At 68.9% G+C, this 18,946-nt stretch carries 17 protein-coding genes; 6 read left to right on the top strand and 11 right to left on the bottom strand.

Annotated elements, in window-relative coordinates; genetic code table 11:
* The 9 genes from H6726_13520 to H6726_13480 form a co-directional block, all read right to left on the bottom strand.
* Window positions 1–930 (bottom strand): hypothetical protein (locus tag H6726_13520; protein ID MCB9658663.1); only part of this gene is annotated, 930 nt, incomplete at its 3' end.
* A 160-nt stretch (window positions 931–1,090) separates the two neighbouring features.
* On the bottom strand, window positions 1,091–1,837 hold the full coding sequence (locus tag H6726_13515) for an SDR family oxidoreductase (GenBank protein MCB9658662.1): 747 nt from the start codon (window positions 1,835–1,837) through the stop codon (window positions 1,091–1,093).
* A gap of 47 nt (window positions 1,838–1,884) precedes the next feature.
* Window positions 1,885–3,072 carry an acyl-CoA dehydrogenase family protein gene (locus H6726_13510; GenBank protein ID MCB9658661.1) on the bottom strand — a complete coding sequence of 396 codons (1,188 nt, stop codon included), beginning with the start codon at window positions 3,070–3,072 and terminating at the stop codon, window positions 1,885–1,887.
* Entirely contained in the window at window positions 3,072–4,301 is a 1,230-nt protein-coding gene (locus H6726_13505; GenBank protein MCB9658660.1) for an acyl-CoA dehydrogenase family protein, read from the bottom strand. The genes H6726_13510 and H6726_13505 overlap by 1 nt, the downstream gene beginning before the upstream one ends.
* A 4-nt stretch (window positions 4,302–4,305) precedes the next feature.
* Window positions 4,306–5,349, bottom strand: a complete 1,044-nt coding sequence (gene dmpG / locus H6726_13500) for a 4-hydroxy-2-oxovalerate aldolase (GenBank protein MCB9658659.1) — start codon at window positions 5,347–5,349, stop codon at window positions 4,306–4,308.
* 34 nt (window positions 5,350–5,383) lie between these two features.
* Window positions 5,384–6,280 carry an acetaldehyde dehydrogenase (acetylating) gene (locus H6726_13495; protein ID MCB9658658.1) on the bottom strand — a complete coding sequence of 299 codons (897 nt, stop codon included), beginning with the start codon at window positions 6,278–6,280 and terminating at the stop codon, window positions 5,384–5,386.
* A gap of 74 nt (window positions 6,281–6,354) precedes the next feature.
* Window positions 6,355–7,143 carry a fumarylacetoacetate hydrolase family protein gene (locus tag H6726_13490; protein MCB9658657.1) on the bottom strand — a complete coding sequence of 263 codons (789 nt, stop codon included), beginning with the start codon at window positions 7,141–7,143 and terminating at the stop codon, window positions 6,355–6,357.
* Window positions 7,144–7,178: 35 nt separating this feature from the next.
* Complete coding sequence (locus tag H6726_13485) at window positions 7,179–8,081, bottom strand: VOC family protein (protein MCB9658656.1); 903 nt, start codon at window positions 8,079–8,081, stop codon at window positions 7,179–7,181.
* A gap of 58 nt (window positions 8,082–8,139) precedes the next feature.
* Window positions 8,140–9,318 (bottom strand): acyl-CoA dehydrogenase family protein, encoded by a 1,179-nt coding sequence (locus tag H6726_13480; GenBank protein ID MCB9658655.1) that lies wholly within the window; start codon window positions 9,316–9,318, stop codon window positions 8,140–8,142.
* A 177-nt stretch (window positions 9,319–9,495) separates the two neighbouring features.
* Between H6726_13480 and H6726_13475 the strand changes: the two genes are divergently transcribed.
* The 6 genes from H6726_13475 (at window position 9,496) to H6726_13450 (ending at window position 16,359) form a co-directional block, all read left to right on the top strand.
* Window positions 9,496–10,374 (top strand): amidohydrolase family protein, encoded by an 879-nt coding sequence (locus tag H6726_13475; GenBank protein MCB9658654.1) that lies wholly within the window; start codon window positions 9,496–9,498, stop codon window positions 10,372–10,374.
* Window positions 10,375–10,467: 93 nt separating this feature from the next.
* The gene (locus H6726_13470) at window positions 10,468–11,061 is read left to right on the top strand and encodes a DUF2378 family protein (GenBank protein ID MCB9658653.1); all 594 of its coding nucleotides are present in this window, start codon (window positions 10,468–10,470) and stop codon (window positions 11,059–11,061) included.
* Between the two features lie 154 nt (window positions 11,062–11,215).
* Entirely contained in the window at window positions 11,216–13,072 is a 1,857-nt protein-coding gene (locus tag H6726_13465; protein ID MCB9658652.1) for a thiamine pyrophosphate-binding protein, read from the top strand.
* Window positions 13,069–14,148 carry a hypothetical protein gene (locus H6726_13460; protein MCB9658651.1) on the top strand — a complete coding sequence of 360 codons (1,080 nt, stop codon included), beginning with the start codon at window positions 13,069–13,071 and terminating at the stop codon, window positions 14,146–14,148. Before H6726_13465 ends, H6726_13460 begins: the two co-directional genes overlap by 4 nt.
* 65 nt (window positions 14,149–14,213) lie before the next feature.
* Window positions 14,214–15,860: a response regulator gene (locus H6726_13455; protein MCB9658650.1), complete on the top strand. Its 1,647-nt coding sequence runs from the start codon at window positions 14,214–14,216 to the stop codon at window positions 15,858–15,860.
* Window positions 15,861–15,927: 67 nt separating this feature from the next.
* Entirely contained in the window at window positions 15,928–16,359 is a 432-nt protein-coding gene (locus tag H6726_13450; GenBank protein ID MCB9658649.1) for a hypothetical protein, read from the top strand.
* A 121-nt stretch (window positions 16,360–16,480) separates the two neighbouring features.
* On the opposite strand, the gene H6726_13445 is transcribed toward H6726_13450, so the two are convergent.
* The gene (locus tag H6726_13445) at window positions 16,481–17,254 is read right to left on the bottom strand and encodes an SDR family oxidoreductase (protein ID MCB9658648.1); all 774 of its coding nucleotides are present in this window, start codon (window positions 17,252–17,254) and stop codon (window positions 16,481–16,483) included.
* On the bottom strand, window positions 17,247–18,842 hold the full coding sequence (locus H6726_13440; protein ID MCB9658647.1) for an AMP-binding protein: 1,596 nt from the start codon (window positions 18,840–18,842) through the stop codon (window positions 17,247–17,249). Before H6726_13440 ends, H6726_13445 begins: the two co-directional genes overlap by 8 nt.
* Between the last annotated feature and the right edge of the window lie 104 nt (window positions 18,843–18,946).

Below are 18,946 nucleotides of genomic sequence, written 5' to 3'. Positions count from 1 at the left end.
CGACAACATCAGGCGGCGCTCGAGCAGGTGGAACGCCACGCCCGCGCGGATCATGTGCGGGACGTACCAATCCGTCTCAGCGGCCAGGCTGGCTGCCCTGCGGCCACCGATCGACCCGAGGCCGTTCGGCAGGTCGACTCGCCCCGACATGTGCACGCGAACCTGGCTGCGGTACGCAGCGCCGATGGTCACCACGTCGCTCACGTCGTACTGCACCCCCAGAAAGACCCCCGGGATGCCGAAGCCCGCCACGGTCTGCTCTGCCGGCGCCCACGTACCCACGATGTCCTGGAACGCCACAGCCTTGAAGTTCCCGTAGGGGAGGCGCAGGGCGGCCGCCAAGCGGAGCCCCTCGATTGGCTCCCACGCGACAGGGATGGCCAGCTCGGCGATGAAGAGCTGGACGGACTGATCGACCGGAGGGTCCGTCACGAACGGGTCCTGCGTCCCATCGGTAGAGACCACATTGCCCTCGGTGTCGCGCGTCACGCGTGCGCCCTCGGTGAGCAGTCCAATGTTCGTGAAGTTGCCGCCGAACCCGACCGAGATGTACAGGCTGAGGCCGACCACCCAATCGTCGGCCACGCGGAAACCCGCGCCGAGGAACGGGAGCGGTCCGATCAGCGGCGGGCTGTCCTGCTCGCTGCCGTAGCCACCGAAGGGCGCGTTGTACGTGACCAGCAGCGTCGTGAAGCCCAGCGTCAGCTCGAACTTGTCGATGGACAACAGGCCCGCCGGGTTGTGGAAGACCGACGGAGGGCCCTCGACGAACGCCGCGCCGAGGCCACCCGTGCCGGTGTAGCGGGCGCCGTGCACGCTGGGCGGCTCCGAGTTGGCGCGGGCGCGCTGCGCGGGAAGCGCGAGGCCCGTCGCGAGGACGAGGAGTGCCAGCGCGGCGGTGGTCGACTGGCGACGAAACCGAAGCTTCATAGTGGGCGAGTAGACCACGAGCGAAACCCTCCGTAAACCATGCTGAGACCCCCCGTGAGGCGTATTTCCACCATCACGGAGGCGGGTCGACCGACCGTGCGGCGCCGAAACTCGGCGCGGGGTCGGTCGACCACGGCTCAGCCCAAAGACACTGGTGGAATCAGGAGAGCGCGCCGCCGTCGGCGCGGATCTCGGTGCCGTTGATGAAGCGCGCGTCGTCGGAACCGAGGAACGCGAACACGGAGGCGATCTTCTCCGGCTTGGCGAAGCCCACGAAGGGCATGGCACCCGCGAGCAGCTTCATGTCGCCACCGGGAGGCGCCTTGAAGTCCGAGTGCAGGCTGGTGGCGATGCCGCCGCCGACGACGCTGTTCGCGCGCAGGCCCTGCTTCACGTACTCGATGTACAGCGCACGGGTGAAGCTCACCACGGCGCCCTTCGACGCGGCGTAGGCGCTCATCCACGGGTGGCTGCCGATGGCGGCGGTGCTCGCCATGTTCGTGATGCAGCTGTACTTGTTCTTCAGCAGGTGCGGCAGCGCGGCCTGGTTCACGTAGAACGTGCCGTGCATGTTGATGTTCATGATCTGGTGGTACTGATCGAAGGTCATCTCGTGCGTGTGGTAGGTGCGCAGGATGCCCGCGATGTGGAACAGCGTGTCGAAGCCGCCCAGGGCCTCCGCCGCGGCGTCCACCGTCTCTTTGACCTTCGCGCCGTCCGTCACGTCGCACTCGAAGCTGAAGGCCTTGCCGCCCAGGTCTTCGACCATCTTGTGGGTCTTCTCGAGGCCCTTGATGTCGATCAGGGCGACGCTGCCGCCCTCTTCGGCGATGCGCTTTGCCGTCGCCTGACCGATGCCCTGGGCCGCGCCCGTGATGACCACGTTCTTGTTCTCGTACCGCTTCATGGCTGTGTCTCCGCTGTCGTTACATGAGCCCGTGAACGGGCGAGTCGTCAGTACCCGTTGAGCTCGGCCCAGCGCGCCCGCAGCGCGTCGTTGGTGCCGAAGGTCACGAGGGTGGTCTGGGCGCGCTTCAGGTAGAACCCGATGTCGTGCTCGTCGGTCATGCCGATGCCGCCGTGCATCTGGATGGCCTCGCGCGCCACGTCGTAGAAGGCCTCGCTGGCGCGCACTTTCGCCAGCGCGGCGTACTTGGCCACCTCCCGCGGGTCGCCGCTCTGGTCCACCACGCGCGCCGCGGCGAGCACGGCGGAGCGCGCCAGCGCGATGCTGCAGTAGAGGCGCGCGGCGCGGTGCTGCAGGGCCTGGAACGAGCCCAGCGGGCGGTCGAACTGCACGCGCTCCTTGAGGTACGCGACGGTGTCCTCGAAGGCCTGCTCCATGCCGCCCAGCATCTCGGCCGCGAGGCCGATGCGCGCGCGGTCCAGCACGCGGTCGACCAGGGCCACGCCACCGTCGCCGACCTCGAGGGCCGCGTCGCCACCGAGCAGCGCCTCCGCGCCCACCGCCACGTCAGCCAGCGTCACCGTGCCCGCGTTGCGCAGGTCGAGCGCGACGTGCCGCGTGACGGTCACGCCGGCGGCCTTCGGGTCCACCAGGAACAGCCCGAGCGGACCGCCCTCCCCCACCTGCGCGCTGACGAGGATCAGGTCGGCCACGTGCGCGTCGAGGACGCCCACCCTGGTCCCGCTCAGCGTGAAGCCCGCGCCGCTGCGCGCAGCCAGCGCCTTGCCGGCATGCGGGTTGCCACGCGCGCCGCGCTCGTCGAACGCGAGCGTGACCACCTTCTCGCCCGTCGCGATGCCGGGCAGCCAGGCCGCCTGTTGCGCCTCGGTCCCGCCCAGCATGAGCGCCTGCGCCCCCAGCAGCAGCGTGCTCACCAGCGGCTCGGGCATGAGCTTTCGCCCACACTGCTCGAGCACCACCGTGAGGTCGAAGAAGCCCAAGCCCAGGCCATCGTGGGCCTCTGGCACCTGCAGCCCCAGCCAGCCCAGCTCGGCCATCTCGGACCACACGGACGCGCTGTAGCCGCGCTCGTCACGCGCGTCGCGCAGCGTGCGCAGGCGCCCCACGGGGGCGTGCTGGTCCACGAACTGCCGCACGGTGCTGCGCAGCATCTGCTGCTCTTCGTCCAGCACCAGCGTGAGCGTCTCCTGCCCGTTGCTCACCACGACACTCATCACTTCACCTCCGGCAGGCCGAGCACCGCCTTGGCGATGATGTTCAGCTGCACCTCGGAGCTGCCGCCCTCGATGGTGTTGGCGCGCGAGCGCAGCCACTCGCGCGTGTAGCTCAGGTCCTCGTCGTCGAACGCGTCGCCCTCCCAGCCGAGCCCCTGCGCGCCCGCGAGCGCCATGCCCGCCTCGAAGCGCCGCTGCTTCAGCTCGGTCGCGACGATCTTCATGATGGAGCTCTCGGTCCCCGGCCCGCCCGCAGCGCGCGCCTGCGCCAAGCGGTCCAGCGTGAGCTGGAAGGCCGCCTCTTCCATGGAGACCGCCGCCACCCGGTCGCGCTGCAACGCATCGGGCAACGGACCCTCGGGCGCGTCCAGGTGCTTGCGCGCCAGCTTCACCAGCTCACGCTGCGTGGAGCCCGGGTCGCGCCCGATGGACTGCCCGATCATCGAGCGCTCGTGGCCGAGCAGGGCCTTCGCGACCGTCCAGCCCGCGTTGACCTCGCCCACCACGTTGCTGCGCGGCACGCGCACGTTCTCGAAGAAGGTCTCGCAGAACGGGGACGCCCCGCTGATGAGCTCGATCTTGCGCGGCGTGACGCCCTCGGTGCGCATGTCGACCAGGATGAACGTGATGCCCTTCTGCTTCTTCGCCGCGCGGTCCGTGCGCGCCAGGCAGAAGATCCAGTCGCTGCGGTCGGCGTGGCTGGTCCACACCTTCTGCCCGTTGAGCATGTAGTGGTCCGGCCCGTCGGGCTCGCACGCCAGCTGCACGTTGGCGAGGTCGGAGCCCGCGTTGGGCTCGCTGTACCCCTGACACCAGCGGATCTCGCCCGCGCAGATGGCGGGCAGGTGCTGCAGCTTCTGCTCCTCGTTGCCGAACTGCAGCAGCGTGGGGCCGATCATGGCGAACCCGAAGCCCACCACGGGGCGCGGCAGCCCCAGCTCGCGCATCTCGTCGTACAGCACCTTCGCGTGCGCGAACGTGAGCCCCGCGCCGCCGTAGGCCTTGGGCCAGGTGGGCGCCGTCAGGCCACGAGCGAGCGTGACGTCGCGCCAACGCAGCACGTCGGCCGGCACCTCGGGGTGCAGCTTGCCGCCCCAGTAGCCGTCGAAGGGGCCGCAGGGCGACGTGCCCAGCAGGCTCTTGGGCGCCTCCTCACGCATGAAGGCGCGCATCTCTGCGCGGAACTCGCGCAGCTCGGCGCTCTCGCTGTGCTCGCTGGGCTGGCTCATGAGCTCACTCCGCTTCGGCGCTGGCCGCCGCGCGCGCCTTGGCCAAGTCGAGCGCCAGGTCCTCGATCATGTCTTCCTGACCGCCCACGGTGCCGCGGCGACCCAACTCCATCAGGATGTCGCGCGAGGGCACGCCGTACTTGGCGCTGGCGCGCTTGGCGAACAGCAGGAACGACGAGTACACGCCCGCGTAGCCCAGCGTGAGCGAGTCGCGGTCCGTGCGCACCTTGTGGTGCATCATCGGGTAGACGATCTCCTCGGCCACGTCCATGAGCTTGAAGAGGTCCACGCCCGACTGGACGCCCATGCGCTCGAGCACGGCGACGAACACCTCGAGCGGCGTGTTGCCCGCGCCCGCGCCCATGCCCGCCGTCGAGCCGTCGATGCGGTCCGCGCCGGCCTCGATGGCGGCCAGCGAGTTGCTGATGCCCATGTGCATGTTGTGGTGGCCGTGGAAGCCCACCTGCGTGCCGGCGTTCACCTGCGACTTGAGCAGCCCGATGCGGGCCGTGACGTCGTCCGGCAGCATGTAGCCCGCCGAGTCCGTGATGTAGAGGCAGTTGGCGCCGTAGCTCTCCATGAGCTTGGCCTGCTCCACCAGCTTCTCGGGCGAGATCATGTGCGCCATCATCAGGAAGCCCACCGTGTCCATCCCGAGCTTCGCGCCGAGCTTGATGTGTTGCTCGGAGACGTCGGCCTCGGTGCAGTGAGTGGCCACGCGGATGGTGCTCACGCCGCAGTCGAGCGCCATGCGCAGGTGGTCGACGGTGCCGATGCCGGGGAGCAGCAGCGCCGAGACCTTGGCGTTCTTCATCTTGGGCACGACCGCGCGCAGGTACTCCTCGTCGCTCGCCGCGGGGAAGCCGTAGTTCACCGACGCGCCGCCGAGCCCGTCGCCGTGCGTGACCTCGATCAGCGGCATCCCGGCCGCGTCGAGCGCGGTGGCGGTCTGGACCATCTGGTCGACGGTGATCTGGTGCTGCTGCGGGTGCATCCCGTCGCGCAGGCACATGTCGTGGAGGATGATGCTCTTGCCGTTGAGGTTCATGGCGGAGTCCTTTTCGTCTGCGTCGGGTGGGGGTTCAGGCGGCGGCGTCCGCGAGCATCTGCTCCGCGAAGATCTCGGCCGTGCGGAGCCCGGCGGCCGTCATGATGTCCAGGTTGCCGGCGTACTTCGGGAGGAAGTCCCCCAGGCCCTCGACCTCGAGGAAGACCGACACGCGCTTGCCGTCGAACACCGGGCCGTTCTTGAGCGTGTAGCCGGGCACGTACTTCTGGACCTCCTTGACCATCTCCAAGATGGACTTGGTGATCGCCGCCTGGTCGGGCTCGCCCTCGGTCAGGCAGTGCACCGTGTCGCGCATGATGAGCGGCGGCTCGGCCGGGTTGATGATGATGATGGCCTTGCCCTCCTTGGCGCCGCCGACCTCGGTCACGCCGCGCGCCGTCGTGCGCGTGAACTCGTCGATGTTCTTGCGGGTGCCGGGGCCGGCCGACTTCGACGAGACGGTCGCGACGATCTCGCCGTAGGCCACGGGCTGCACGCGGCTGACGGCGGCGACCATGGGGATGGTGGCCTGCCCACCGCACGTGACCATGTTCACGTTCTGGGCCTGCTCGCCGACCATCGCGGCCAGGTTGACCGGCGGCACGCAGAACGGGCCGATCGCCGCAGGCGTCAGGTCGATCATCTTCACGCCGTACTTCTTGACGATGTCGTTGTTGGCGGCGTGCACGTAGGCGCTGGTGGCGTCCCAGGCGATTTGGATGTTGTCGGCGGCGATGTGCGGTTCGAGCCCGGCCACGCCCTCGTGGGTGCACTTGAGCCCGAGCTGACGCGCGCGCGCCAGACCCTCGGAGGCCTCCTCGATGCCCACCATCCACACGGGCTCGATGACCTCGCTGCGGAGGGCCTTGTAGAGCAGGTCCGTGCCGATGTTGCCGGACCCGATGATGGCTGCCTTGATCTTCTTGGACATCGTTGCCTCGCGCTGCGCCGCGTGTGCGGCCGAAAACTGGGGAGATGGAGGAGTGGAGAACGAGCGCGACGCGCTCAGGTGAAGCGCACGCTCGCCGTGCCGACGCCGTCGACCTCGAGGCGCATCTCGTCGCCCGCGACGACGGGCTCGAGCGGCACGAGTGACCCGGAGAGCACCACGTCGCCCGCGTTGAGCGAGATGCCGAACTCGCCGAGGGTGTTGGCCAGCCAGGTGACGCAGTTGACGGGCGAGCCGAGCGCCGCGCTGCCGAGGCCCTGGCTGAGGAGCGCGCCGTTCTTGTAGACGCGCATCTGCAGGTTGGGGAAGTCCAGCCCCTCGGGGCTGACGTGCTCGTCACCCAGCACGAACAGGCCGCAGCTGGCGTTGTCCGCCACGGTGTCCTGGATCCGCACCTTCCAGTCGTTGACGCGGCTGTCGACGATCTCGAAGCAGGCCATCACGTACTCGGTCGCGGCCAACACGTCCTCGTTCGTGACGCCGGGGCCCACCAGGTCCTTCTTCAGCTTGAACGCGATCTCGCCCTCGGCGCGCGGCTGGATGAGCTGCTCGCTGATGGGCATGGGCCCGCCGTTCGGGTACATCATCTTGTCCGTGAGGTAGCCGAAGTCCGGCTGGTGAACGTCTAGCATCTCCTGGACGGCCTTGCTGGTGACGCCGATCTTCTTGCCGATGATGACCTCGCCGTCGTCGCGGATGCGGCGGTTCACCATGTGGAGCGACACGTGGTAGGCGTCGGCGATGGTGATCTCGGGCCAGCGTTGCGTCAGCGGCGTGAGGGTCTTGCGCGCGCGCAAGGCGGTGTAGAGCGCGTCGCCGTGCTCCTCGATCTTCGCTCGGTCCAGCGCGTCGTTCGTCATGTCGTCCGGTCTCCCGCGGCTCAGGCCGTCGTCTCGGGCTTGGGGCGCTTGCGCGGCGGGCGACGGTGCCCCCACTCGCTGATGGCGTGGTACGTGGTGGGCTCCCACGTGGCGTCGTCGATCAGACGGCCCCCATGGCCGAACTCGAACTGGGTGCCGCTCGGCGTCTGCGCGTAGAACGAGAACATCCGGTCGTTCGGGTGCCGGCCCAGCTCCTGCTCGATGACCACGCCGTTGTCGCGGGCGCGGTCGTAGGCCAGGCCCACGTCGTCGATGTTCGCGACCTGCAGCATGAAGTGGTGCACACGCTTGGGCATCGGCCCGCCCATGGCGAGGCTGTGGTGGCGGGGGTTGGTGTGCAGGAACGCGATGTCCACCTGGTACGTGCCGATCTCGCAGACGATGTGGTCGCTGAGCTTGAAGTCGAGCACGTTCATGTAGAAGTCGCGGCTCTCGTCGCGGTTGCGCGTGGAGATGACCAAGTGCCCGAGCCCCAGCTCGTCGGCCACGAAGTGCGAGCCCACGTAGTCGCTGCGGAACGGCTCGCGCCCGAGCGACGGACCGTGGAAGATCTCCACCGGGATGCGGCCGGGGTCACGGAACGCGATGAGACCGAGCACTCCGCGAGCCACGCACATCGCTGCGTCGCCGCGCGTGATCTCGACGCCAGCAGCGGTGAGACGCGCCGCGCACTCCTCGAGCTTGGCGGCGCTCTCCACCTGCCAGCCCATGGTGCGCAGGTCGTCGCGCGGGCCGGGCGTGACCACGAAGCGGTAGGCGTGGCCGTCCATGCGGAAGCGCATGGTTCCGTCCTCGGCCTTGTCCACCAGCTGGGTACCCAGCACCTTGGTCATGAAGCCCTCCCACGCGGGGAGGTCCGAGACCTCGAACTCGAGGAAGCCGAGCTGCTGAATGAGACTCATGTGCGTTCTTGCTCCGTGCTCGGGGCGCGCCGCCGGAAACCCGACGGGCACGCGCACTTCAGATGAAGAAGTCGGTGTTCTTGTTGCCGAACTGCATGGCGCCGAAGTTGGCGGCGGGCTTGTCCGGGCCGTTGGCGTGGTGCGCGCGGATGGCGTGCACGTCCTGCCAGTGACGGTTGATGTCGTTGCCCTGGAAGAGCACGCGGCCACCGCACGCGGTGAAGAGCGCGTCCACCACCTCGACGGCGGCGCTCACGGCGCGCGCCGAGTCGTTGCGGAAGCGCGCGCGGCGCTCGAGGGGGATGGGCTCGCCGCGCTCGAGGTAGCCGAACATCTCGTCGAAGTTGCGCTCCAGCGTGATGATCTCGCGGTCGATCACGGCCGCAGCCTCGGCCGCCGCGATGTTGTTGAGCAGGTTGTCGGAGGCCTTGCCGCCGGTGGCCTGCGAGACCTTGGTCTTCATGTACTCGTTGAACGACTCGAGCGCGCCCAGCGCGGCCCCGAGCGCCGGCGTGCTGACCGAGCGCACGTGGATCTGCCCGAACGGATAGCGGTAGACCGGCGAGGTGTTGACCTCGTTGCCGGGGCTGTTCGAGCGGAAGCCGTCGAAGAACTTGTGCATGTGGTGCGCGGGCACCTTCGCGTTGTTGACGAGGACGTCCTTGCTGCCCGAGCTCTTGAGGCCGGACACGTACCAGTTGTCCTTGATCTCGTAGTCCGCGCGCGGGAGCAGGAAGGTGCGCATGTCCGGGGGGCTGCCCGCCTCGGTGGGCACGAAGCCGCCGAGGAAGATCCACTGCGCGTGGTCGCAGCCGCTCGAGAACGACCAGTGCCCGCTGAGGGTGACCGCGCCGTCGTCCAGCCACGATGACTTGCCGACCGGCATGTAGCTGGACGAGATCAGCGTCTTCGGGTCGTCACCCCAGACCTCGTCCTGCGTCTCCTTCGGGAACAGGGCGAGCTGCCAGGTGTGGACGCTGAGCACGCCGAACACCCACGCGCTCGACGCGCAGCCCCGCCCGAGCTCCACCTGCAGCTGGTAGAGCACCTTGGGGTTCATCTCGTAGCCGCCGTAGCGCTTGGGCTGCACCGCCTTGAACAACCCCAGCTCGTGGAAGTCCGCGATGGTCTCGTCGGGGGTGCGCCGCAGCTCGCTGGCCTTCTCGGCGCGCTCGCGCAGGGTCGGAGCCAGCTTGCGGGCTCGCTCGATCAGGACCTCGGGGGTGACTTCCGCCATGGAATCCTCGTACTGCGGCAGGGCCGCGGCTTCGGGTGGGGGTTTCTGCTGCTCGCGTGCGCGACGGCTTGCGTGGAGCGCGCCGTGCGCCATAAAGTAGAACACGTTCTATCTCACGCAGGTGCCGCTGTCCAGCCGCGCCCGCCGCTATTCGAGCCCCCAGCCGAAAGTCCCCGCATGTCTCTCCCTGCAGACCCCAAAGACTACCGCGCCATCGACCTGATGCTCCAGATCCCCGGCGAGGACAACAGCGCCTGGTACGAGTCCATGAAGCCCCTGCTGCGCGACGAGGAGAGCCGCAGCGTCTTCAAGATGCCCGCGCAGTACATGTTCAAGGACATCCCGGACACGGGGAAGCACGAGGACTACGTCGCCTACACGCTGAGCGAGATGGACCGCTGGGGCATCGCCCAGGCGATGATCAGCGTCAACACGGACAAGAACCAGAACGTCGGCGCCATCGAGCGACACCCGGACCGCTTCTTCGCCTGCTACGGCGCAGACCCCAACCTCGGGATGGACGAGGTCCGCAAGATCAAGCAGCTGCACAAGCAGTACGGCATCAAGTGCGTGACCGGCTTCCCCTCGGGCCTCTGCCCGCAGGTGCCCATCAACGACAAGAAGTGGTACCCCATCTACGCGGCGTGCTGCGAGCTGGACATCCCTGTGTCTCTGACGGTGGGCGTCCCGGGCCCACGCCTGCCCATGGCCCCCCAGAAGGTGGAGCTCATCGACGAGGTCTGCTGGTTCTTCCCCGAGCTGCGCTTCGTCATGCGCCACGGGGCCGAGCCCTGGGTCGACCTGGCCATCAAGCTGATGCTCAAGTACCCGAACCTGTACTACTGCACCAGCGCCTTCCGGCCGAAGCACTACCCCAAGGCCATCATCCAGTACGCCAACACGCGCGGCGCGGACAAGATCATGTACGCAGGGTACTTCCCCATGGGTCTCTCGTTGGAGCGCATCATGACCGACATGAAGGACGTCCCCTTCAAGCCGGAGGTGTGGCCCAAATTCCTCCACGAAAACGCCCGCCGCGTGTTCAAGCTGGCTTGAACTCCAGGCACCGGATCCGCTCAGTATTCGAAGTTTCCACCCCAGCACGACATTTCGGACCGCACTTCCGGCCAGTCGCAGTATGCTCCCGCCGTGGACGAGCGTGAACGCCTGCTCGATGAGATCTCGCAACACTGCGATCTGCAGGTGCGGCTCGCGATCATCCCGCCATCCGCCAAGTGGCGGGGCATGTACTTCAACGCGGTGAGTGGGATGCTCGAACGGGCCGGGAAGCTGGCAGCATACCAACGTCTCATGCCGGAGACATACTCGCCCCTTCGCATGTACCCCGCGGGTGAGCTGCTCGAGCACGTCGCCGTCGCCGGTGCGCTCCTGCGGTCCCCCGAAGAGGTCCACGCGGGCATGCACGAGGTCGGGCGCGACAACGCGGTGTACTTCTCCCGCAGCCTGCTCGGCCGGACGATGTTGCGCCTGCTCTCGGAGGATCCGTTCCGTGTCCTCCAACAGGGCGTGGCCGGACGGCGGCAGTCTGCAACCTACGGACGGTGGCGGCTGGAGCGGACGAGCGAGCGTACGGCGCTCATGCACTTCGAGCAGGAGTACGCGTGGATCGAGTCGTACATGCTCGGCGCTGGGGTGGGGACGTTCGAGTCCGTCGGGGTCGAGGGCACGTTCACCGTCGAGCTGGACGGCCCCTACGATGGGCGCCACGTCATCAGGTGGTAGCCCCAGCCGCCATGGCGTCCGCATTCGCCGGCGATTCCGTGCGCCACGCGAACCAGCGCGGAAAGATCAAGACTTGAAATTTCGAAATTTTCAAAGTCCAGCACTCTTTCTGTAGGTATCCAGTCATGGCATAGTGCCTGCTAGCCGGGCATTCATGACCCGCTCCGCTTCCCCCTCCGCCGCAACCGCCCTCCCACTCGACCCGGCCCACGAGCCGGACGCGCACCGTGACTCTGCCCCCGACGGGGACCGTGGGTCCGACATCCGCGGCATCCTGAGCGCACCGCTCTCATCGTCGCTCGCGCCCGACGCCGCCGCGATGCGACTCGTGCAGGCGCTCCTCGAGCGTGGCGTCGACACCTACTTCGGAATCCCCGGCGGCCCCGTCTGCCCAATCTTCGAGGCGCTCAGGATGACGAACGGGGTGACACTGATCGAGTCACGCCACGAGTCCAACGCTGCGTTCGCCGCGGCGGCGTACCAGCGCGCGAGCGGCAAGACACCATGCGTCGTGGTGACCGCGGGACCGGGCATCACGAACACGGTGACCGGCATCGCGTCGGCTAGCCTCGAGCGGATCCCCATGCTGGTCATCTGCGGCGACGTGCCGTGGGCGACCCACGGAGGCTGCCTGGCACAGGACTCGGGCCCCGCAGGGCTCGGCGTCGAGCAAATCCTGGCGCCCATCACGCGCGGTCGCGTCCGCGTCGCGCACGCACGCTCGGCAGCGACCCAAGCGCTGGCTGCCCTCGACATGGCGAACGCCCCCATGGACCCGGGACCGGCTCTGCTCGTCGTCCCGCTCGATCGAGCCACCGCGCCCGCGCCGGAGGTCCCCGTCACCCCGGCCGCCAAGCGGTACGTGATGGCCCCTGATGCGACGGCCACGGAGACGGCCATGCGCTGGCTGTCCGGTGCCACCCGCCCGCTGATCGTCCTGGGTGGTGCGTGCCGCGGACACGAGCCCGCCATCCAGCGCTTGGTCGACCTCCTGGATGTTCCCTTCGTCACGACGCCGCGCGCCAAGGGCGTGGTGAGCGAGCTGCACCCCCGTTCGCTGCGCACGGGGGGGATGGCAGCCTCGATGTGGGCGCGTCGCTACACGGCGGAGCCCGTGGACGTCGCCATCGTGCTCGGGACCGACCTCGACGACACGTCGATGGGACCCACCCCGTACATCGGGGCCGGAGGCCGGCTCGTCCACGTGGACATCAACCCCGCCGTGTTCAACCGGAACGCGCCAACGGCGCTCGCCATCCAGGCGGACGTCGGAGCGTTCGCGGACACGGCTTACGAGGTCGCCGCGCGCGAGGGGCTGCGCAACGGCGCGTGCCACGCCACGCTCCGCGCCATCAAGCGCGAGTCGGCGTTCGACGTCCCGGACTTCGCCGGCGACGACGCACCGCGCATCCGCCCGCACCGCGCCCTCGCCGACGTACAGGCTGCGATGGCGCCAGACACGCGCTTCATCACGGACATCGGGGAACACATGTTGTTCGCGCTCCACTACTTGGTGGCGACCTCGAGCGATCAGTTCCAGATCCACCTGAACCTCGGCAGCATGGGCTCGGGTATCGCGGGGTCGGTCGGCGTCGCCCTCGCCGATCGAGCACGCCCCGTGGTCTGCGTGTGCGGCGACGGCGGCATGCAGATGGCTGGCATGGAAGCGCTGGTCGCCGTGCGGGAGCGCCTCCCGGTGGTGTTCGCCGTGTTCAACGACGCCCGCTACAACATGGTTCACCACGGCATGAAGCAGATCTTCGGCCAGGCGGACGCCTGGGAGTCGCCCCACGTGGACTTTGCTTCGTGGTCACGCGCCATCGGGATGCCCGCCGCGGTGATCGAGCGGCCGGGGGAGATCACGCCGCAGCTCCTCAGCGACCTACGACCCTTTGGTGGACCGCTGCTGCTGGACATCCGCATCGACAGGGAGAGCCGCATTCGTGGCGGAGGTCGCGTCGAGGCCCTACAGCACATGTCCATGCTCGCAACGGGAGCGAGCGGCCGATGACGGCCGCGTACGTCAGCGGTCTCGGCACGTGGCTCCCGGACACCGTTCGGACCAACGACGCGTGGCCTGCCGAATGGAACGCACGCCGCGAGAGCGTCTCAGCGGACCGTTCGTTCGTCGACATCCCCACGCACACGACGGACCGCGCCGGCGCAGTCTCGGCGCGCTACATCGAGCGTGAGCGCGCGGATGCGTTCCTCGGGGTGCGCGAGCGTCGCGTGGCTGAAGACGCGATGACGGCGCGTGAAGCCGAGACGCAGGCGGCCCACCGGGCCCTGGCCGATGCCAACCTGAGTGGTGAAGAGGTCGACGTCGTCCTGTCGTGGGCGATGGTGCCCGACCGCGTGACGCCATCCTCCGCCAACTACGTGGCGCACGCCATCGGTGCACGCCGCGCCACCGCGTGGGGGGTCGACGCAGCTTGCGCCAGCGCCCTCGTGCAGCTGCAGACGGCCGCGGCGCTGGTGGCGTCCGGGCAGGCGCGCGTCGTCTTGGCCACGCAGTCGCACTTGATGTTGCGCGCGTTCCCGATGTCCCACCCTGCATCGCCGGGACTCGGGGATGGCGCGAGCGCCTTCGTCGTCACGCGCGCGCCAGGACCGTTCCGAGTGGGGGCGATCCACGGAGTCACCCTTGGCGAGCACTATCTATCGGTGGCGTTCGTGCGCGACGGCGACCCTGACGACGCCCCGTGGTTCTGCGCCGGGGGCGCGTCGCGGCTCGGCAGCGTCGACGGCGAGGGGGCGCGGTACCTCATGAAGGAGACCGTCCGCATGGGGGTCGCGACGATGGAGGAGACCGCGCGCGCCGAGGGCATCCGCGTCCAGCAGCTGGACACGCTTTGCTCGGTCCAGCCGCGCGGCTGGACCGGCGCGGCCATCGCGGAGTGTCTGGACTTGGGAGACGATGCCGCGGTCGACACGTACGCATCGATCGGACACCTGGGGGGCTGTGGTCCCGTGGTGAACTGGCACGCCGCACGGGAGCGCGGCCGCCTACCGACCGGCGCCATCTTGGGACTCTATGCGCAAGGCGCCGGGTTCACCCGTATGGGCGCAATCGTCCATTGCGAATGAACGCCCCCTCACCGATCACTGCCCCTCCTGCGTCGCGCATCTGGTAGGCTGCCACGCGACTGCTCGTGGACTCATCGACCGACACCGCCAATCGGGTTTCCGTGCTGCTCGTCGTGCAGGTGCAGAGCGTCGCGGATGCGCTCCGCCCGCTCCTGTCCGCCCACCAGCCCGCGTGGAACTACGAGGTGTCGGTGGAGGCGGACTCTCGACCGGCAGAGACCGCCGTCCTGGCCGCGAGAGAGGGTTTCCCGAACGCCCCCATCGGCTACCTTGCCGCCTCCGAGGTGACCCGTTTCGACGCCATCAAGGCGGGCGCAGACGAGGCCGCCGTGATGCTCGTCCCCGACAGCAAGTCGGTGTCGACGTTCCTCGACTTGCTCGTGTTGCGGGCCCAGCTGCGACGGGAGCACGCGGCGCTCTCCCAGACGGCAGCGCAGAACGAGAAGCTCGCGGCGTTGGCCACCCTCGTCGCGGGCGTCGGACACGAGATCAACAACCCGTTGTCCGCCATCATGCTCTCCGTCGCGGCCTCGCAGCGCTACCTGCAACCCCTGGTCGACGCCGGGAGAGCGGTCAGCGTCGCGTCGGAGTCGGGGGTGGGCCTGGGCGCCGACGACGTCGCGCGGCTGTCGATGTCCGTCACGCCGATCCTCTCCCGCGAGGGCGGGCCCGCCATCATGCGCGTCCTGGACGACATCATGGGCGCGGCTGGCTCCATCGCCTCGGTGGTTCGCGATCTGCGCGTCTTCGCACGGGCCGACGGCGAGGAGCCCGCCAACCTCTGCTCCGTTCCCGAGGTCATCGACCACGCCCTCCGACTGGTGGGCCGAGAGTTCGCGTCCCGGGCGATCGTGGAGCGTGACTACGCGGACGACCTGCCCACTCTGGTGTTGCCGCGCCACCGACTGACCCAGGTCCTGACGAACCTCCTGGTCAACGCAGCGCACGCCATGACCGAGATCGAGCGCCCTACGCACCGTGTACGCATCACGGCACGCGGGGATGGGGACATGGTGATCATCAGCGTGTCGGACACCGGGCGTGGCGTGCCGAGCGACCAGCTGGAGCGCATCTTCGACCCCTTCTTCACGACCAAGCGTGAAGGCCTCGGCACGGGCCTCGGGCTGAGCATCTCACGCTCCATCCTGCACCGGCTCGGGGGCGACCTGCTGGTGGACTCCGTGCACGGCGAGGGCGCCACGTTCATGTGCCTCCTCCCCTGCCCCACCCCCGAGGAAGTGCGCTCTGCGAAGCACGTCCCAGGGCAGCGCATGGAGGTCCCTCTGGAGCGCCCGTATCAATGGTCGGTCCTCGCCGTGGACGACGACGAGCGCATTCTCCGGGCGTACTCCCGTCTGCTCGGCAGGGAATTCCGACTCGTCACGGCGCGCGACGGGCTCGAGGCCATCGAGCTGCTGAGGTCGGGGACGCAAGTGGACGCCATCGTGGCGGAGGTCGACCTCCCCGAAGTGTCGGGACCCGACCTGCTGGAGTGGCTCGCGCAGAACATGCCAAGGCTCGCGTCGCGGATGCTCTTCGTCACAGGCGCCCAAGATCGACCTCCCTTTTCGACCTTCGTGCGCGACCACGCGGAGCGTGTGCTGATCAAGCCGGTCGCACCCGCCCGACTCAGGGAACAGCTGGAGCGCATCGCGTCGCTGCGTCCCGACGACGCGGCGGACCGGCCCAGCGCCCCGCTGGACGCGCCGTGACGCAACGTTCGCGTCTCGGGCCGCCTTGTGCGGTCGAAGGGCGTCGAGCCTGCTACGCTCCGGCGCAATGACCGACACGGCCTGGGGTCCTACGTTCGATGGTGTGCGCTTGGGCATCGACCCTGTCGCGCCTGGCGCGCCCTTGCAGCTGCCGCTGCACATCGAGAACCACGGGCGGACCGCCATCCGCGTGTTCGGGTTCTCCCAGAGCTATCCGCGCTCGCTGCGCATCTCACCGCCGAAGCCCCACCGCCCATACGTGCGCGTGTCCTTCGCCGACACCAACGTGCTGCACCCGCCCGACGCCTTCACGAAGGTGGTCATCGGGGCGCGAGTGTCCACGCTGCTCGACGTGGGCTTCGCCCTCGACCTCGCCGCGACGGGGCCGCTGGACCTATGCTTCGCGTACGACGCGGTGCAAGCGCAGGTCATCGAGCCGTGGAACGCCCCGGAGGGGGTGGAGGCGCTGACGGGCATGCTCACGCTGCGCCCCGCCTGATCGGGCGCGCGCTGTCGGACAGCGCACCGCGGCGCCACCGCTCCGCGACGCGCGACGCTCCCGGGCTGCCGTGCTCCGGCCGGGCCGCCCCTCGATGGCCCGCACGCCATGGGCCACTCCGTCAGATGCTGTAGCCGCCGTCCAGCATGAGCGTCTGGCCCGTGATGTAGCTGGCGCGCGAAGACGAAAGGAACGCCACCGCCTCGGCCACCTCCTCCGCACGCCCGAAGCGCCGCAACGCAATGTTGCGCTTCGACGCGTCGAGGTACGCCTGGTTGAGCTCACCCGTCTCGACCAGGCGGTGGAACATGCCCGCGTCGATGACACCGAGCGCGACGCTGTTGGCGCGCACCCCAAAGCGCCCCTCCTCCTTGGCGATGGCGCGCAGCAGGGCCTCCACCGCCCCCTTGGGGGCCACCGAGAGCACGTCTCCGGTGGGGTAGCGCGCGAGCCCGGCGCTGCTGATGTAGACGAACGACCCGCCGCCGCCCGCCTTGAGCGGGGCGAGCGCGTGGTGTGCGACGTGGAAGAAGCCGTTCACGTCGGCGTCCATCACGCCGCGCCACTGCTCGGGCGTGACCCCGGAGAAATAGGGCTGGTCGATGGGGCTGCCCGCGGCGTGCACCACGGTGTGCAGGCGCCCGTAGCGCTCCGTCACCGCCGCGACGCAGGCGCCCACGCTGGGCTCGTCCGTCAACGACAGCGGGTGAGCCGAGGCGCGCCGGCCCATGCCCTCGATCTCTGCGACCACGGCCTGCGCCGCCGCTTCGTTCGAGCGGAAGGTCACGGCCACATCACACCCCTGCTGGGCGAGGGTCGTGGCGATGACGCGGCCGACGCCGCCGCTCCCACCGATGACGAGGGCGACCCCCTCGGGAAACACGGACTCAGACATCGAGGGACTCCCGCAGCTTGAACTTCTGGACCTTGCCGGTGGGATTCCGCGGGAGCGCGTCGACCACCTTGGCGCTGCGCGGCACCTTGAAGTTCGCCATGTTGTCGCGCGACCACGCGAGGATCTGTTCAGGCGTGACGCTGGCACCGGGGGCGAGCACCACGAACGCCATGCCCACCTCACCCAAGCGCTCGTCGGGCACGCCGATGACGGCCACCTCGCCCACGCCCGGCATACGCAGCAACGTGTTCTCGATCTCGGCCGGATAGGCGTTGAACCCCCCGACGATGAACATGTCCTTCATGCGGTCGGTGATGCGGATGTTGCCCTGCTCGTCGAGGGTCCCCACGTCGCCCGTGTGGAGCCACCCGTCGGCGTCGATGGCCTCGCGGGTCTGCTCCTCGGCGTCGAGGTAGCCCACCATCACGTTGTAGCCGCGCAGCACGATCTCTCCCGGCTCGTTCACGGGCACCGGCTGGTTGTCGGCGTCGACGATGCGCACCTCGACGTCTGGCATGGCCCGGCCGGAGGTCTGCGCGATGGTCTCGGGGGAGTCCCCCTGACGGCACATGGTCACGCAGCCGCAGCTCTCCGTGAGGCCGTAGGCCGTGATGACCGTGTCGAAGCGAAGCTCGTCGCGCATGCGCTCGATCAGCTCGACGGGGATGCTCGCCGCACCGGTGACTGCCAGGCGCAGCGACGAGATGTCGTAGTCCGCGCGCTTGGGGTGCATGAGGATGGACTGGTAGAGCGCGGGCGGGCCCGGCAGCACGGTGATGCCGTCCTTCTGCGTGCGCTCGAGCACCACGTCGACACTGAAGACGGGCTCGGGATACGTGGTGCAGCCGTTCATCAGGGCCGACAGCCAGCCGGCCTTGTACCCGAAGCTGTGGAAGAAGGGCATGACCACCAGGTAGCGGTCACCCGGCCGCAACCCCGCGATGTAGCTCCAGGCGCGGAAGGTGCGGAGGTCCTGCGCGTGGCTGCACATCGCGCCCTTGGGCTCCCCCGTGGTGCCCGACGTGAAGAGCACGTCCGCGATGTCGTCGGGGCTCAGCTCCGCGCGGCGGGCTGCGGCGTCAGCCTCGCTGACGCGCTCGGCGCCCGCCAAGAAGGTGGCCAGCGACTCGCTGCCCGCCGAGACATCGCCGCGCAGGATGACCGTCTTGGTGAGCGCCGGGAGGTCTTCCCCAGCGGACGCGAGCAGCGCGATGTAGTCGTTCCCGAGGAAGCCCGACACGGTGAGCAACACCTTGGCGCCGCTCTTCTTGAGCAGGAACGCGGCCTCGATGCCCTTGTACCGCGTGTTCACGGGCACCACGACCGCACCCGCGGCGTGCGCGCCCACGGCCACCACCATCCACTCCCACATGTTCGGTGCCCAGATGGCGACGCGGTCGCCCTTCTCGACGCCTGCCGCCATGTACGCTCGAGCCGCCTGCTCCACGCGCGCCGCGAAGTCGACGAAGCTGATTCGCACGTCGCCGTCCACGACGGCCAGCGCATCACCGTAGGTCGCGGCGCAGCGCTCCACCATGCCGGGGATGGTGCCGAACTCGAGGTCCCCACGCGGGCATTCTTCACTCATGGGCCTAACGTAGCAGAACTCGGGAAAAGTGAAACACGTTCTAGTTCTACGCCGAGCGTCCGAGACGTGGGGTGCCCCCCGACACGGTCTGTCGCCTGCGACCA

This window comes from Sandaracinaceae bacterium, assembly GCA_020633055.1.
Taxonomy (GTDB): Bacteria; Myxococcota_A; Polyangia; order Polyangiales; family Houyiibacteriaceae; genus JADJJE01.
The sequence above is the reverse complement of the archived record's forward strand: the minus strand, read 5'-3'. Positions and strand labels throughout refer to the sequence as shown.